Genomic DNA, 17,410 nt, shown 5'->3' with positions numbered 1-17,410 from the left:
ACACCTACTATTTTAAACAACAGCTGTGGATCATACCCATCCATCCCAAAAATACAATAAATAAGTGCCATATCAGGCTATTTTAACGTAAAATACGCGCCTTATGTTTGCACACTCTTTGTGCCCTGCATCCCCTTATTGTGAGCGGTAATAATACCCCGCTATGACACCTAAAAGAGATATAAATGATACGTTTAACAGAAATAAAGCTGCCACTTGATCATGACGAAGATGCAATTGGTCAAGCAATTGTAAATAAACTTAAAATCCAACCTGAACAATTGCACAGTTTTAATGTGTTTAAACGTGGTTATGATGCACGTAAAAAATCTGCTATTTTACTTATTTATACACTCGATATAGAAGTTGATAACGAAGCCGATCTACTCACCGAATTCGAAAAAGACCAACATGTAAAAGTAGCGCCAGACACAAGTTATAAATTTGTAGCACAAGCCAGCGAAAATATAACAGAGCGTCCTGTCGTGATTGGTTTTGGCCCTTGTGGTTTATTTGCAGGTTTATTACTTGCCCAAATGGGCTTTAAACCCATTATTTTAGAGCGCGGTAAAGAAGTACGTGAACGTACAAAAGACACATTTGGCTTTTGGCGTAAACGCACACTTAATACAGAATCAAATGTACAATTTGGTGAAGGTGGCGCAGGTACATTCTCAGACGGTAAATTATACAGCCAAGTAAAGGATCCAAAACATTACGGTCGTAAAGTCATTACTGAATTTGTAGAAGCAGGCGCACCCGATGAAATTTTATACGTAAGTAAGCCACACATTGGTACGTTTAAACTTGTCACCATGATTGAAAAAATGCGCGCTCGTATAATAGAGCTTGGCGGCGAAATTCGCTTTAGCACACGTGTTGACGATATTCATTTAGACGACGGGCAAGTAACAGGTTTAACGCTTTCAAATGGCGAACAACTAAACACTCGACATGTTGTATTAGCCGTTGGCCACAGCGCACGCGACACGTTTGATATGATCCACAAAAAAGGCATTTATGTTGAAGCAAAGCCATTTTCAGTCGGTTTTAGAATCGAACATAAACAATCAATGATCGATGAATGTCGTTTTGGCACAAATGCGGGAAACCCAATTTTGGGCTCTGCCGATTATAAACTTGTTCATCACTGTGACAATGGCCGTACAGTTTACAGCTTTTGTATGTGCCCAGGTGGCACAGTAGTCGCTGCAACCTCTGAAGAAGGTCGCGTTGTTACCAATGGTATGAGCCAATATTCACGAAGTGAGCGCAACGCTAACAGCGCTATTGTGGTAGGTATATCACCAGAGCAAGACTTCCCTGGTAATCCACTTGCTGGAATAGACTTACAACGCAAACTTGAAGAGCAAGCGTATGAGCTTGGTGGTAGCAACTACGATGCACCAGCACAGTTAATTGGAGATTTCTTAAAAGGTAAATCATCTGCAGACTTAGGTGAAGTACAACCCTCTTACACACCTGGTATTAAGTTAACTGATTTGAGTAAAGTGTTACCACAATTTGCAATTGATGCTCTTCGCGAAGCGATACCTGCGTTTAATAAACAAATTCGTGGTTTTTCAACTAACGACGGCTTATTAACCGGTGTTGAAACACGTACTTCGTCGCCTATTAGTATTAAGCGCGATAAAACATTCCAAAGTATCAACACTAAAGGGCTTTACCCTGCAGGTGAAGGTGCAGGTTACGCTGGCGGTATTTTATCAGCGGGTATTGATGGAATTAAAGCAGCTGAAGCGGTCGCACTGTCTATGCTAGAAAACGCTTAAACCTGACGCTAACGTTGTTAAAAATTTCCGATTTAGAACACTATAAGTATTAGCACTAAAATTTAGACACAAAAAAGCCTGAGTAAACTCAGGCTTTTTAAACTTAAGGGCGTTAACTATGACTTTTTAAGTGACAGTTTTTCGCCTTTTAAGCTTTTACGAACGCTTGAAATACGTGAGCGATTAACTGCTCTCGCTTCACCGGTTGCTTGTCCTGATAACTTGTTAGAACGTGTACGGCGTAAATGCGCTGGCTTTTTAGCAATTTTATCAATTAGTACTTCACGATTACTTACTTCGTAACCTTCTAAATATACACGTTTGATTTTTTGGCCAATTAGCGTTTCAATTTCAAACAAGGTGTTTTCTTCTTCGCGGCTAACAAATGAGATTGCTTGACCTTGTCTACCAGCACGACCTGTACGGCCAATACGGTGAACGTAATCTTCTGCAAGCCATGGTAAATCAATATTAATTACACGAGGTAAACCATCAATATCTATACCGCGAGCAGCCACTTCTGTAGCCACTAATACGCGCACTTTACCTTCTTTAAATTCACGAAGTGCACGACGACGGTTACCTTGAGATTTGTCACCGTGGCAAACGCCCGCCGGAATACCATCAAGGTTAAGCTCTTTTACAAGCTCGTCAGCCGTTTCTTTCATGTTTACAAATACAAGCACTTGTTGCCAGTTTTTCTTACCAATCAATTCAGAAAGTAGCTCTTGCTTACGACGTTCTTCAACAGGGTAAACAACATGCTCAACAGTGCTTGCTGTACTGTTAGTTTGATCAACACGTACTATTTCAGCTTGTTTTAATACCTTAGATGCAAACTGTTTAATCGCTGCAGGGAATGTAGCTGAGAAAAGTAAAATCTGGCGCTCTTCTGCACAGCTTTTAATAACGTTTTGCATATCTTCAATAAAGCCCATATCAAGCATACGGTCAGCTTCATCAAGAACAAGGTGCTTAACGCTTGCAAGGCTTAAGTTACCTAAACGAATATGATCAAATAAACGACCTGGTGTAGCAACAACAATATCCACACCTTCTTTTAAAGCGTTTGCTTGGCCGGCGGTACTCACACCACCAAATAAACTAACGACTTTAAGCGAAGTATGCTTTGCAAAATCTCTGAAGTTATTTGCAATTTGTTCTGCAAGTTCACGCGTTGGCGCAAGTACTAATGCATGAGGTGCATTCGTTGTGCTGAGTTCAGACTCAACCAATTTTTGGATAATAGGTAAAGCAAACGCGGCAGTTTTGCCGGTACCAGTTTGTGCACTGGCTAAAACGTCTTTACCTTTACGAACAGCAGGGATTGCTGCGCGCTGAATGGGCGTAAGAGTGTGATAGTTAAGTTCGTCCAACGCCTGGATGATTTCAGGAGCGAAACTAAAAGATTTAAAATTCATGCTGTATAACCTACGGCCACATTATCAAGGGTCGCAAATTATACAGCAAAAACGAGTCAACAGTTAGTCATTACTTCTATTTTAACGCGTTTAATCTGCTTTATAGCGCTTAAATATTAAAGAGGTGTTAATACCACCAAACGCAAAATTATTACTCATTACGTAATCGGTATTAATCTCACGACCTTGGTGTGTTATGTAATCAAGCAGAGCACATTCGTCATCAACGTTGTCTAAATTAATTGTTGGTGCAAACCAGTTATCAGCCATCATATTAATGCTTGCCCAAGCTTCTATTGCACCACAAGCACCTAAAGTATGTCCCAAATAACTTTTTAACGAGCTAATAGGTTTATTGCCAAGTGCGTTAAACGTTGCATGAGATTCGGCAATATCGCCTCTGTCTGTCGATGTACCATGCGCATTTACGTAACCAATTTCTTCTGGTTTTAGATTGGCATCTTGCAGTGCCATTTCAATCGCTAGTTGCATTGTTTTTGATGTAGGTTGAGTAACATGTTCACCGTCAGAATTGCAACCAAAGCCAACCACCTCTGCTAATATTGTCGCCCCGCGTGCTTTGGCATGCTCGTATTCTTCTAAAATAAGTGTACCCGCGCCTTCGCCTATCACTAAGCCATCACGATTTGCATCAAAAGGACGAGGTGTTTTTTTTGGTGTTTCATTTTTTGTAGATGTCGCGTAAAGGGTATCAAATACTGCAGCCTCTGTGATACACAACTCCTCTGCACCACCAGCAACCATTATTTTTTGTCGGCCAAACTTAATTGCCTCATAGGCATAGCCTATACCTTGAGAGCCCGATGTACACGCTGAGCTTGTTGTTATAACGCGCCCTTTTAAACCAAAGAATACACCAACATTTACAGGGGCGGTATGCGCCATCATTTTAATGTAACTGGTTGCTGTTACACCCGACATCGAACCCGTTTCCATCATATTTGCAAAGGCGAGTAAAGGCGCAGTAGAACCCGTTGATGAGCCATATGCGATGCCCGTAGAGCCATCTGTTAGGCTTTCGTGTTCAAGTAGCTTTGCTTGTTCAAGTGCACACTCAGTAGCGCGAGTTGACATAAGTGACACTCGCCCCATTGAACGTACTTGTTTGCGCTTATAGTGACTTGGTCGCTCAAAGTGGTTAACTGGTGCTGCTAGACGAGTATTGAGTTCGTCGGCCATATCCCACTCTGGCATAGTAACAACTGCATTTTCACCTTTAATTAAGGCTTGTTTAAATTCAGACCAATCATCACCCAATGCAGTGACCACTGACATACCGGTTACGACAACGCGTTTCATCAAACCATGCCACCATTAACAGAAATTACTTGGCGTGTAATATATGCTGCGTCATCAGACATTAAAAAAGCGACTGTTCCTGCAACTTCTTTAACGCTCCCCATGCGCTTGAGGGGGATCATTTTCATCATTTCATCAATAGGTAATTCGTCAGTCATCGCCGTTTCTATCAAACCAGGTGCTACACAATTAACTGTAATTTTGCGTTTTGCCAATTCTAATGCAAGTGCTTTAGTGGCCCCAATAATACCGGCTTTTGCTGCACTATAATTTACCTGCCCTCGGTTACCTGCAATACCTGATACCGACGACATTGTAATTATACGCCCACCTTTGCGGCTTTGTACCATAGGCATTACAGTTGGGTGTACTACATTATAAAACCCATCAAGGCCTGTGCGTATAACACAATCCCAATCTTCCCCTTGCATGGCCGGAAATGCCATATCGTTAGTAATACCTGCATTACATACCACGCCATAATAAGCGCCATGCTGAGCTATATCTTGCTCTATTTGTGCCTTTGCCAGCTCTCTATCGCATACATCAAATTGCAGTAAGCTGGTCGTTCTACCTAAGTTATTAATTTCATCGCATGTTGCTTGAGCCTGCTCAACACCCGATCTGCAATGCACTGCAATATCAAACCCTTGCTCAGCAAGTTTTAACGCAATAGCTTTACCAATACCACGGCTTGAACCTGTAACTAAAATTCTTTTTATCATTGATTTTCTCTTATAAATTCCAGCGGATTTTCAGGCTGAAATACATTAATTTTTGCTTGGCAAAGTACAGTTTCACAATCATGTATTTGGCATTCAAATACACTCAAACCTGACTCTTCTTGATATAGCTTTTTCACTTCAATAGTCAGCTTACTGCCGTTTTTAAAACACGGTAGATAAGTTTGATATTTTCGCGTACCAATTAAAAAACCAATTTTTACAGGTTTATTTTCATCATTCGCCAACGCGCCAGCGTAAGCAGCAATAGACTGCGCCATATACTCAATGCCAATATAGCTAGGTACACCATTAATCGCAGGACTAAAAAAAGGGCTTTGCTCAGTGATAGTAATAATGCATTGTGCTTCATCTTCGCTATACGCTAAAAGGCTGTCGATTAAAATCATAGGCGCGTCGTGCGGGACCACTTGCTCAATAGGGTAATTAGTCAACATTAACTCCCAATATTAAGCTGGCATTATTACCGCCAAATGCAAATGAATTAGATAAGCAGTATTTAAGAGCGGGCTTAAACGCTTGTTTTATTATTTTTATATCAGCCAAATCACCGTCTTCTTTAATTGCGTTAAATGGCAGTATATGTTGGCCGCTATCTTTTAATAATAACCAACATATACCGGCTTCAATGGCGCCTGCAGCACCTAAGGTATGTCCTGTTAAATGCTTACTTGAACTAAGCGGGGTATTGTTGCCAAACACGCGATTAATTGCAAGTGCTTCCATTTCGTCATTTTTGAAAGTGGCCGTACCATGGGTATTAATATAGTCAATATCACCAGAGGATAACTTTGCACTTTTTAATGCTTTTTCCATTGATGCTTGAGCACCCATTCCATTAGGATCAGGTGAAGACATATGATGAGCATCAGAACTTTCCCCACTGCCTACTAGCATAATGCCGTTATTTGTTATTGGTGTATTTTTAGTCATTACAAATAAAGCTGCCCCCTCACCAATATTAATGCCGTCTCTATTGCTAGAAAAAGGCTGACATAAACCTGAGCTTAAAGAGGCTAGCGAATCAAAGCCATTAATTGTTAATTGACACAAACTATCTGCACCACCACAAATTACTACATCAGCTAAATCAGCATTTAACAACGCACGCGCACTAATTAGCGCTTTTGCACTTGAGGTACACGCTGTAGAAATACTGTAACAAGGCCCTAATGCACCTATTTTATGTGCAATGTAATGAGCGGGTGTAGCTAACTCTTGATCACTGTAACTAAAGTCATCAGGCCAGAGTTTTGTACTTTCATAGCTTTTACGCGCTCTTTCGCCGTCATGAATATCTGAGGTACTAGTACCCATTACAATTGCGATACGCGACCTATCAATATGCGAAAGTTTATCTAAGGTTGGCTTAATCTGTTCTAAAGCTAGAGCAATAAATGTATTGATACGTTTATTATTTGATAAAGCAATAGATTGAACTTGCCCTACATACAGCGGGGCTTGCTCAGCACTTAAACTTTTATTTAAAGTTAATAAAGGAGTTGCAGGGTTATATTTATTTAAGCTTGTTGTGGTTGCATCTTGGCCTATGCCCATCGCACTCACAATGCCTAAATCATTCAGCCAATATGTCACTGTTCTACCTTTTTAAATGTTATTTGATACTGATGTAAAATATTGTTCAACGTTGTCGACTCATCACTATAGTCAATAGTGATAAATGTACCCTCATCGTTAAATACCTCCCGATTAGAGTCAACCTGCTCTATTAAAGCACCCTCTAACTGCTTTTGTAAAAATGCTACTGGCCAATGTACTAATGCAATATCCGCCAAAATATAATGAGGGTCTATCCCTTCTACCGCCAACATCTTTCTTGTTTTTACTGGACCATTTAAAGGTTTTTCTAGCTCCATAATTGGAAAGCCTTGCACTGTCATTAACAATAACTTAATTGCACCTTTGCCATTTATAGCTAATTGAGCAAATACAGTGTGTGTGTTTTGCTGATTCGTAATATACAAAACATGCTGCCAAGACTGGCCAAACATTTGTGTTGGGACGCTATTAATATTTAATTGGATATTAGGCGATAGATACACTCTATTTTTAGATGCTGTTAAACTCGTACATGCACTCAATACAGCAAATATAAATACAATACACACCGCATACTTAATTAATTTTGACATAACTGAGCCAACACATTTAAACGACGTTCACTTTGCGCAACAAATGGATTATTAGTATCCCATGCATAGCCCGCTAAAATAGCACTGATCATTTCTCGTACTTGGGTATTTTGTTCAGAGTAAAATATTACATCCTGAAAACGCGTATCGTACCACCCTGTTACAAATGTTCTAAAACAATCGACTCCAGCTTGTAATGGCTGTGCGTAGTGGGTGTCAAAATCAACGTTCTCATCTTTTAAATAGCGATCAACAAGTGGGGCAATTAAATTTGCTGATTTAAGTGCAATTGTTACACCTGATGAAAATACAGGGTCTAAAAACTCCCCCGCATTACCCAATAAAGCAAAGTGCTTACCATATAACTTACTCACATTTGCCGAGTAACCTTTAATATTCCTTGCAGGAGTTAATAACTGACGTTGTGCCAACAGTGTTTTTAAATAAGGGTCTTGCTCTATAAATTGATTTAGCACATCGCTAGATTCGTCGTTATTAAAACGCTCCGACTGCGCCACAACCCCAATACTCGCAGTACCATCACTAAAGGGAATAAGCCAATACCACACATCAGAATATTGAGGATGTACGGTAATCAAAATTTTATTGCGATCGAAGTTTTTATCACTAATATTGTCTTTAAAGTGGCTAAAGTAAGCGCTGCGTACAGGAAAGTGAGAGGGAAGCTCTAAATCTAACAATTTTGGTAATACACGCCCAAAGCCACTTGCGTCCAATACAAACCGAGCATTAACGCGGTAAGCTTGCTGCTGCTCGTTGTGCACAAGTAACGACGCACCATTTAATTCGTCATTATAATCGACTACAGTGTGTTGATATCGAATTTCTACGCCTTGGTCTTGTGCTTTGTCTGCTAATAACTTGTCAAAGTCGGCTCTTTTTACTTGGTACGTAGTGCCTGGGCCTTGAGTAAATTTTTCGGTGAAGTTTATAGTTGTATTTTGCCCCGCCCGATGAAAAGCAGCACCATCTTTAAATTGAAAACCTAAAGACGCTGCATTGTCATGTACTGAATCAATTAAAGCTGCCTCTTCTAAGTAGGCCATGCATTGCGGTAATAAGCTTTCACCAATTGAAAAACGCGGAAACACCTGTTGCTCAAGTACAAGTACCCGCCAACCTTTTTGAACTAACAGGCTACTAGCCAGAGCGCCTGCTGGACCCGCGCCAATAACAACAACATCGTACTGCTCAAGGTTATTCAATTTATTGTTCCTTTTGAGGCTTTAAAACACTTAGCGGTGATAAAAAATAAATAGCTAAGATCCCGACCATTACACTCAGCCCAAAGCTAAAAATAGCAGGGGTTTCAGAGGCACTCAGCATGCCAAATACCCATATTGATGACGCTGCAGATAAACTAATCGCCAGTACATTTTTGGGCTCTAACTTATTTATTTGATAAAAAACGAGGTAATCAATTGCTAAAGCAATAACAAGTAATGCACCGAGCAAATTAAATAACGACAAGCTACCTTGAATTACGTTACATATCCAGAGCATGCTCAACACCACAACAGATAAAATGGTTACTTGCAGAAGCGCTATCTTAATCGTAAACCGCCAGCTAAATAGCAGCCAGCTGATCAGACCCACGAGCACCAAGCTTAATAGCAAATATTCGCGGTAGTCACTTAATAAAGCACTAATTTGTTGAGGTTTGTTATAAATATAAACACCTTTGCTTTTTTCAACTTCATTAATTAATTGATCAGATGAAATACCCGAAATAGACATCCATGTTATCGACTGATTTAGTTCAACAACCATTTGAGAAAGTAGTAACGGTTTAAATGTACTCGTGGCGAGTGTTTCATAAGTGATTAACGGTGATTTTGTACTTGCAAGTGCTTGCCCTGTAACGCGCTCTGCAATATCCAAAGTCCCTTTGTTTTTAGCCTGTTCAAACACAGCCTGGTTATCGCCCTGTCTTTGTAAACTAGGCAACCAATGGCTAATGCTATTATGTTTAAAATTTGGGTCTAGTTGGGTTAAGCGTGTTAAAAATTGTTCTTGTTTTTGTAAAAGCGCTTCGTCGCTATTTGCAAACATAAAAACAATTTGGCTGTCCCATTGTCCAAGTAATAACAAATGCTTTTTTTCGTTTAGCATTAAGTGATCTGAGCTTGCATTTAATAGCTTTACATCATCATTAAAGCTAATTGGTTTAATTAAAAATAACGCACTGATAAAGGCCAGTAATGTAATAAGTATTGGTGTTTTTAGGTGGTTACAATATTCAAAAACATTGATGAGTTTTTTACTCATTAATAAACTCGAAGGCGATAACGTGAGCGTAGATTGCCACAATGGCAAAACTAACACGGTAAATAGCCATGCACTCACCAAACCGGCAATAACAAACACCCCAACTTGAGACAATAACGTCAGTGGCGCACCGAGTAAGCAGCAATAACCCAGAGTAGTAGTAATAAGAGACAGTAAAAGCGCAGATTGTGTCCCTTTGCTGTAGCCTTTTTCATGCTCTTTTTTGGCTAAATCAGTCATGCCATGAAATGCATAATCAATGGCAATACCAATCAAGGTAACTGCAAAAACAAGCGTTAATAAATGAATAGTCTTAAATAGCAACACCATAGCGATAGCGCCACCAGTAAGTGCGCTCAGTACGGTAAAGCTTGCTAATAAAATACTGTTTAAACGCCTAAATACCCAAAATACCATAACAATAAGGGCTAATAAGCTAATGCCACCAAACAAGCTCATCTCGTATTTAGCTTGTTTAGCATTTTCAGCCGTATGAAATAGCACACCGGAGTAAGTAATGCTTAAATCAGGGTAGGTTTTATTAAGTATATTGATCTGTTTAATTATCGCGTCAGCTAAATCAATTGATTTATTAACCCCTAAATTTTCAGGCGCTAAGTTTGCCAAAATGATACGGTATTCAACGCCTTTTAAACGTCGAGTTAAACGGCCTTGTTCAAGCGTAAACAATTGGCTTTGTTTTAAGTTATCTTCTATAAATGCCGCTAAGCTCAAACTTGTATCTTTGCTTAAGGTAGCACTTACAAATGGGTTGCCTAACTGATTTAATTGCGCAAGGTAATAATGTTCAAACGTTGTTTTGTTGCTTAATGTTTGTTTGTAAGTATCACTTAATAACGCATGTTTGAAAGGTGAGAATGTTTGCGCTAAATCGTTAACGGACGGAAAGTTAAGTGTGCTTTTAATTGCATTATCGTCAAGCCATTTTTGGAAATCATCAAATGCTTTATTTTTATTATTTCCTGCAAACGAGAACATAACACGGTTAGCATTTTGTTGAAAAAAAACATCTTCCGCATGTGCAATTTGGGAGTGCGACTTTGGCAACAAGCTAAACATATCGGCGCTAAACGTTGGTTTAGACAGCCAAAAAGCTGCAGCAAAAAGTAAAATTAAACTGCTAAACCACCCTACAATAACGGTAATTCGTTTTGTCACTGCACTATTCCCTTAATTAACCACTGCATTATTTAAAAACATAATTTTATTTGGGATAAGTAAACTCAATTTTTGTGTTATTTCCTGAGTGCTCATTTAGTGTAATACTGCTCACTTGCTTAGCAGTATTACATAAAATAAAATCACTAAATAATTGCTGTAGCATCGCTTCTTTTGGTGTTAACTGTGTGCAACCGTCTTGCATTTTAACAATGTCAAAACGTGTTTCCAGCGCACTCATATTTACGCTAAGTAAGTCACTCAGTAATCCTACAAATTGCTCGCTACCGGGTTGTGGTATTAACTCACCATTGGCATTTTGTGCAAGCACTTTGCCGTTTTCTATTATGAGCATACTCTCAACAGGCATTTTCACTTGCCAAATTAGTTTTTCGTCAATTAACGAAAAAACACCCGACGAAATAAAAGGCTTAGCAAATCCATTAAATTGCTTATATTGCTTAAACTCACCTTTAATAGCTGCTGCATTTACTACAGAGCAAAACAGCAAAAAGCTAATGGCAATGCTCAATGTAAAACATTTTAAAAAATTCATTTAATCGCCTATAAAATAAAAATTTAATTCAAAACTGCTTTTAACTTATTAAATAAAATAGCGGGTGATTCAAATTGCATTTCTTTGGAGCTGATCTCAACCGCAACTTGCGTGGTTGAGGCTTTAGTAAGGCGCTTATTAGTTAGCGAGTCAGTAATTACGTAGTCAATCCGTAGTCGATTCTCGAATTCTTTTAAATAAGCCGCTACTTTAATTTTTTGAGTAAATACCGCTGAGGCAATATACTTTATTTGCATATCAACAATAGGCCACGCGTAGCCCGACTCATGCATTTGTGGGTAATCGTAATCAAATAAACGCAGTAACTCACAGCGCGCTACTTCTAAATAACGTGGGTAATTACCATGCCATACAACATTCATTGGGTCGCAGTCATGAAATGGAATTTCAATTTCTACCACATGCGTTAATAATGCACCTTTACTATTCATACAACGCCCAACGTTTAGTTTGAATATACCCTATTGTTTGCCTTAGCACGGCTTCCATTGGTCTATCCTCTGTGAGGTTTTCAAAGTAATCAGTTATATCGGTATACATGTTTTGCATATCTTGCGTTAAAGTCGAAAACTCAAGTTCGCCTTGCTTAATACGTAATCTAACACCTTGAATACTGGCTAATAACGTACTTGCTAACACTTGTTCTGTTAGCTGTAAAATACGTAAACAATCGCGTGACGCAATAGTCCCCATACTCACTTTATCTTGATTATGGCACTCTGTAGAGCGAGAAAAAACGCTGGCCGGCATGGTTAATTTCAATGCTTCAGCAGTGTAAGCACTACAGCCAATTTGAACCGCTTTAAAACCATGATTAATATAACGGCGCTCTGGTGCACTATCAGACAAGTTTGAAGGTAGGCCGTTGTTGTACTTAGTATCAACCAAAGAAGCAATTTGTCTGTCTGCTAAATCAGCAAGGTTTGCAACGGCTGTTTTCATGCTATCCATTGCCATTGCAATGTGGCCACCGTAAAAATGCCCGCCGTGCAATACATGCTCACCTTGGCCGTCAATTATTGGGTTATCGTTTGCTGAGTTAAGCTCGTTTTCTATCATGTGCCTAAAAAACGGCAGACTGTCTTGCAGCACACCAATAACATGGGGTGCACAACGGATTGAATACCTATCTTGAAGTCTGTCTGCATTACGAGGGTGATCGTGATGGTTTAAATCTTTTCTTATCCAACGCGCAATTTGTTGCTGCCCTGGGTGCGGCTTAACTGAAAATAATATCTCATCAAAATGATGGCTATTTCCTTTAAGTGCCAAGCTTGCTAATGCAGTAATACGGCTCGCCAATTTAGCCAAGTAATTAGCCCTATCAAATGCTAAACACGCTAATGCAGTCATTACCGCTGTGCCATTCATAACGGCAAGACCTTCTTTTGGCCTTAGTGTTAGTGGCTCTAAGCCAACTTCTTTCATAACTTCAGCACTGTTACGTACTTGGTCTTTGTAAAACACATCACGCTCGCCTACCATCGCACCTGCAACGTAAGATAACGGTGTTAAATCACCGCTGGCACCTACTGATCCTTCTTGTGGGATCACAGGCACTATATCGTTATTTAAATAATCTTTAAGTAGGTGCAGCATTTCCCAGCTAATACCAGAATAGCCTTGTGAAAGTGATGTTAAACGCGTCGCTAAAATTGCACGCCCTTGCACTTTATTAAATACATCCCCCAGTCCACAGCCGTGAAAGCGAGTTAAATGCAGAGGTAATTCATCAACTAAATCAAGGGGTACTGCCACCGTTACAGAATCACCGTAACCAGTTGTAACGCCGTAAATTACGCCATCTTCTTTTAAAAGTGTGTCTAAAAAACACAAAGCGCTATTAATTTTAACGCTAAAAGTTTCACAGCTATTTAATTGCACTTGTGTTTCATTAAAGGCAACTCGAACAATATCTTCAATTGATAATCGCTGATTGCCAAAAAGCTGTATATTTTGTTCAGTCACACTTGCTCTCCATTGATTGATCGCGCACTACCTGCTGATCACTTTTCCAAAAATCGTAAAAATTAAACCACTGATAAGGATATAAAGCTGCGTAAGAACTCAAACGCTCTGCATAGTCAGTAATAATAAGTGTTAGCGCCTGCTGTCGCTCTCGTCGAGGCATTTTTAATGATTGGCTGTAATGCTCAAATATCACTTGATACTTTTTGCTTTTTTTATCTTTTAAACAAAACAAAAAGTAAACAGGGCAATCAAGCAGCGCGGCTAATATAAAAGGCCCCTGTGAAAATGGGGCGTTTTTTCCTAAAAATGGTACCTGTACCGACCGAGAAGCCGTTGTTGTGCTTGTTCTGTCACCAACAATAACGATTACTTCCCCCAGCTCTACTTTTTCTTTTAATAAAATAGCTAAGTCAGGGCCCATATCTGTCACTTGTATTAAATTAACCGACACATCTGGGTTAATCTTTTTAAGCATTTTATTAAATTCAACAGCGTGATGAGTAAATACCAATACATTTATTTTTTTACTGCTGCGGTGTTGGCTAAGTGCCCTGCATACTTCTAAATTACCCAAGTGAGAACCTATAAAAATAGCCCCTTGGTTTTGCTCATCTAACTCAGCAAATAAATGCTCATTAGTGTACTTAATATCACGTTGGGTTATTCGCCCAAGCCAAGCATCAATTTTATCTAATGCGCTATCTGCAAAACTGCAAAAGTGTGTTAATTGCATTTTAAACGTAACAGGTTGTTTGCAGCCTTGATAAACATTAACCTGCGCTAAAAACGCTTTAGATGCTGTACGTGCTACTTTTCCTGTTAAGAAAAGATAAAAAACCACAGGAAACAAAACAATCCACAGTCCTTTTCTACCCAGTAATTTATGGGCAAATAACAGTATTTGAATACCTAAAAAATTACCGCGTTCCTGCATTTTAGACCAATGTTTAGCGGCCATAACGCCTCTTTAATTTATGCCAAATTAACACAGGAGAGCGAATCAACATGCCAAAAAACAAGCGAGTGTGTAACCACGAAATACGCGCATTATCGTGCAATGGTTGAAAATGAGAAAGCCCATTTTCAGGGTAAATTACTTGGCTAGGTAAAAATACAAAAGGCACATTGCGCCAATATAAACGCACTAAAATTTCGGGGTCAAAATCCATGCGTTTTCCAAGCGATACCTCATCAATTAGCTTTGTACTTTGCTCAAGTGGATACACTCTAAAGCCACACATCGAATCTACAATTGTAAAACTTAACGTTTCAATCCATACCCACACATGCGTTAAGTAACGTGCTAAATAACGGTGTTTAGGCACTGAGTCATCATATATTGGGCAACAGCTTATAAGCGCTTTAGGCTGAGCATTTGAAAGTGCTATTAGTTTTTTAATGTCAGCTAAATCATGCTGTCCATCTGCATCAACCTGTATCGCATGTGAAAAACCTAGCTTATGTGCCTGCTTTAAGCCTGTTTGTACCGCGCCGCCTTTACCTTGATTGTCGTCGTGGGTAACTACTCTCAACTGCGCGTATTTTGCATCAAGGTTACTGAATACATTTTTAGCTTCGGCGTTGCTTGCGTCATCAACCATAATAATAGGAAGATTAAATGACGATAATTGGCTCAGTACATCATCAATAACCGTAATATGATTATAATTTGGGATAACAATACAAAAGTTATTCATTTATTAGGCTATCAAAAACAACACGGCCAGATGCATGCTGTCCTTTATTTGAATTATACGAAAAAGTGTATTTATTCTCTGCTTTTTGCTCAAGCAATAATTCGATTGTTATACCTGGGGTAATCACTACCTGAAACTTTAACACTTCAACATTTTTAACAGGTTGCTGAACCTTATAATATTTACAAATTGCGGCCACAGCCCAGTCTAATTGCACAACACCTGCGAGTATTGGGCCATCCGTAAAGTGTCCTTTGAAATAATCTAAATCATGAGGAACTAGTAAGCTTAATTTATACTTTTGCTCTGCTTTTTCACAAGACAGCAAATTAGGCTGTGTTTTAGTCAACTTTTGCAAAAAGACTCTCCAATGCTTTTAAATTTAACTTTGCCTGTGAGTTGTATGGTAATTGCTCTACAAAACGCCACTTTTTAGGGATACAAATTCGCTCAAAGCGCGCTAATGCATGCGCTTTTAATAAATTATTTGTAGCTAGCTTACCGTCACCATTAAAGAGCATCTGCCCTTTATGCGTAAGCACAACAATAGCCCCTACAATTAATCGCTCACCAGGCAAGGCGATTACTTTAGCTTCACTTACCCACTCACTAGTACACAAATGTAGTTCTAGCTCATCTAAACTTAATCGTTTTTCTTCTAATTTTATAATTCGGTCGAATCGACCTAATAATCTAAATTGACCATTTTTAAGTACTTCGCCTCGATCATCTAAAGGGTAATTTTTGTCGCGAACAAGTGGAGAGGTTAAAATTAAACGCTGATCATCCAAAGCCCGTACTTTAATACCCGAGAAAGGCTGCCAAAGGCTAACTTTTTCATGTGATGTAACTTGTCGATATGCAATACCACCTGTTTCGGTACTACCAAAAACTTGTGTGACTGGTTTATTTAATTGCGTAAACAACGAAATGGCATCTTCATTTAGTAGCGGTCCACCTGATGAAAATATCCATTGTAAATGAGACTTATCATTCACTAATACATTATCGATACATAACCGTTTTAACTGCGCTGGGCTTGAAACAAACACTACTTTTTTAAATAACCTAAGCTTTTTAGCTACATGCTCGGGGTAATGCAGTAGTTCTGTATTAACAACTTTCCCTGCACGCAATGGCCACAGTAACCTAAACAGTAAACCGTATATATGCTGATGCGAAACACTTGCTATAAAAATAGGATTATCAATCAGTGCGTAGCTGTTAATTAATGTATTTACTTCTTTATTTATTACCTGCCACGTTTTTACAATTGGCTTTGCTTTACCCGACGAGCCCGACGTATAAAAAACGATTGTACCTTCTTCAGGCCAATTAATTGTTTCAATGAATACAAAGTGAGGTTGATTGGCTAAAGTGCTTACATCTAAAAAATCAGCCGCTAAATCAGCTATTAATTCAGACTCACCAATAAAAAACGGCGTCTGTTTAAGCAAGGAGTTTAACGTTTCAGGTTGCCCATTAGGCGGCAAAATCACTGTATTTCCGTGTAATGCCAAAGCAAATAAGTACACGGAAAATTTGTAGGCGTCTGTGGTGTATAAAACAACCGATGATGTAGCGTTTAACGTTGATAGTTTTGCTAAAACCTCATTTATATCACTAACAAACTCACGCTCAGAAATATCATTATCAGTATGATTAAAACATGTTCTTATTGCATTACTTTGAAAAGCATTAAACACCGGCGTTCCTTTTTACTTTTTGTCTGACTAACCACTCTATAGCAAACAATGTGCCCATAGCTAAGTAAGCAATAAAACCATTATAAAAAGCCCAGGTTTCTAGGCTACTAAAAATACTGGTGTACAGGGCAATACCACCGTTTAATACAAAAAACAGACACCACACTAGCGTTACTTTTTTTGTATAAATCAGTGCGTTTTCATCAAGTGAGGGCTCAGTAATGCGCGCAAAGGTTTCAATAATAGAAGGCCCTTTATACAAAGAATACGCAAACACAACTAACATAACTAAATTAATGATTACGGGATACAAACGCAGCCCTAAGTCGCTATCCATTACCTTGGAAATCAAAATAGTAATGACTGCTAAAAATGTAGCGGGCTTTAACCACGGCATTTTATCAAATAAGGCTCTGCTTAACCAAAGTCTAAGCCCGAGTAAAAATAGCAGTAATACTGTAATAATCTGACTATTAAAACGCGTAAGGCCTACGTACACAATAATAGGGTAGCAAGCCAAGCAAATCATAATTAACGTTGTTAAAACTGCTTTTAACATAG

General features: G+C 39.0%; 17 protein-coding genes. 1 reads left to right on the top strand and 16 read right to left on the bottom strand.

Going from position 1 to position 17,410, the window contains the following annotated elements:
* Positions 1–185 precede the first annotated feature (185 nt).
* Positions 186–1,793, top strand: a complete 1,608-nt coding sequence (locus D172_RS19400) for an NAD(P)/FAD-dependent oxidoreductase (RefSeq protein ID WP_007376374.1) — start codon at positions 186–188, stop codon at positions 1,791–1,793.
* Positions 1,794–1,909: 116 nt separating this feature from the next.
* On the opposite strand, the gene D172_RS19395 is transcribed toward D172_RS19400, so the two are convergent.
* The 16 genes from D172_RS19395 to D172_RS19320 form a co-directional block, all read right to left on the bottom strand.
* Positions 1,910–3,214, bottom strand: a complete 1,305-nt coding sequence (locus D172_RS19395; protein ID WP_007376375.1) for a DEAD/DEAH box helicase — start codon at positions 3,212–3,214, stop codon at positions 1,910–1,912.
* A 90-nt stretch (positions 3,215–3,304) separates the two neighbouring features.
* Positions 3,305–4,534 carry a beta-ketoacyl-ACP synthase gene (locus tag D172_RS19390; RefSeq protein WP_008137175.1) on the bottom strand — a complete coding sequence of 410 codons (1,230 nt, stop codon included), beginning with the start codon at positions 4,532–4,534 and terminating at the stop codon, positions 3,305–3,307.
* Positions 4,534–5,259 (bottom strand): 3-oxoacyl-ACP reductase FabG, encoded by a 726-nt coding sequence (fabG, locus tag D172_RS19385; RefSeq protein WP_007378697.1) that lies wholly within the window; start codon positions 5,257–5,259, stop codon positions 4,534–4,536. Before fabG ends, D172_RS19390 begins: the two co-directional genes overlap by 1 nt.
* A complete protein-coding gene (locus tag D172_RS19380; protein ID WP_083503365.1) occupies positions 5,256–5,711 on the bottom strand; it encodes a hotdog family protein in 456 nt (151 codons plus the stop codon). The genes fabG and D172_RS19380 overlap by 4 nt, the downstream gene beginning before the upstream one ends.
* The gene (locus D172_RS19375) at positions 5,704–6,873 is read right to left on the bottom strand and encodes a beta-ketoacyl-ACP synthase (RefSeq protein WP_007378695.1); all 1,170 of its coding nucleotides are present in this window, start codon (positions 6,871–6,873) and stop codon (positions 5,704–5,706) included. The genes D172_RS19380 and D172_RS19375 overlap by 8 nt, the downstream gene beginning before the upstream one ends.
* Positions 6,870–7,430 carry a DUF3261 domain-containing protein gene (locus D172_RS19370; protein ID WP_007378694.1) on the bottom strand — a complete coding sequence of 187 codons (561 nt, stop codon included), beginning with the start codon at positions 7,428–7,430 and terminating at the stop codon, positions 6,870–6,872. Before D172_RS19370 ends, D172_RS19375 begins: the two co-directional genes overlap by 4 nt.
* Positions 7,418–8,656, bottom strand: coding sequence for an NAD(P)/FAD-dependent oxidoreductase (locus D172_RS19365; protein WP_007378693.1), 1,239 nt, complete (start codon positions 8,654–8,656; stop codon positions 7,418–7,420). Before D172_RS19365 ends, D172_RS19370 begins: the two co-directional genes overlap by 13 nt.
* A gap of 1 nt (position 8,657) precedes the next feature.
* Entirely contained in the window at positions 8,658–10,898 is a 2,241-nt protein-coding gene (locus tag D172_RS19360) for a hypothetical protein (RefSeq protein WP_007378692.1), read from the bottom strand.
* A 46-nt stretch (positions 10,899–10,944) separates the two neighbouring features.
* Entirely contained in the window at positions 10,945–11,454 is a 510-nt protein-coding gene (locus D172_RS19355) for an outer membrane lipoprotein carrier protein LolA (RefSeq protein WP_007378691.1), read from the bottom strand.
* Positions 11,455–11,477: 23 nt separating this feature from the next.
* Complete coding sequence (locus tag D172_RS19350; protein ID WP_007378690.1) at positions 11,478–11,906, bottom strand: acyl-CoA thioesterase; 429 nt, start codon at positions 11,904–11,906, stop codon at positions 11,478–11,480.
* Complete coding sequence (locus D172_RS19345; RefSeq protein WP_007378689.1) at positions 11,899–13,443, bottom strand: HAL/PAL/TAL family ammonia-lyase; 1,545 nt, start codon at positions 13,441–13,443, stop codon at positions 11,899–11,901. Before D172_RS19345 ends, D172_RS19350 begins: the two co-directional genes overlap by 8 nt.
* Positions 13,436–14,404: an acyltransferase gene (locus D172_RS19340; RefSeq protein ID WP_007378688.1), complete on the bottom strand. Its 969-nt coding sequence runs from the start codon at positions 14,402–14,404 to the stop codon at positions 13,436–13,438. Before D172_RS19340 ends, D172_RS19345 begins: the two co-directional genes overlap by 8 nt.
* Complete coding sequence (locus D172_RS19335) at positions 14,394–15,143, bottom strand: glycosyltransferase family 2 protein (protein WP_007378687.1); 750 nt, start codon at positions 15,141–15,143, stop codon at positions 14,394–14,396. The genes D172_RS19340 and D172_RS19335 overlap by 11 nt, the downstream gene beginning before the upstream one ends.
* Complete coding sequence (locus D172_RS19330; RefSeq protein ID WP_007378686.1) at positions 15,136–15,501, bottom strand: thioester dehydrase family protein; 366 nt, start codon at positions 15,499–15,501, stop codon at positions 15,136–15,138. The genes D172_RS19335 and D172_RS19330 overlap by 8 nt, the downstream gene beginning before the upstream one ends.
* Positions 15,485–16,849: an AMP-binding protein gene (locus D172_RS19325; protein WP_007378685.1), complete on the bottom strand. Its 1,365-nt coding sequence runs from the start codon at positions 16,847–16,849 to the stop codon at positions 15,485–15,487. Before D172_RS19325 ends, D172_RS19330 begins: the two co-directional genes overlap by 17 nt.
* Positions 16,842–17,408 (bottom strand): hypothetical protein, encoded by a 567-nt coding sequence (locus D172_RS19320; protein WP_007378684.1) that lies wholly within the window; start codon positions 17,406–17,408, stop codon positions 16,842–16,844. Before D172_RS19320 ends, D172_RS19325 begins: the two co-directional genes overlap by 8 nt.
* Between the last annotated feature and the right edge of the window lie 2 nt (positions 17,409–17,410).

This window comes from Pseudoalteromonas sp. Bsw20308, assembly GCF_000310105.2.
In the GTDB taxonomy this organism is placed as follows: Bacteria; Pseudomonadota; Gammaproteobacteria; order Enterobacterales; family Alteromonadaceae; genus Pseudoalteromonas; species Pseudoalteromonas fuliginea.
Note: the sequence above shows the minus strand (reverse complement) of the source record. Positions and strands in the feature narration are given on the sequence as shown.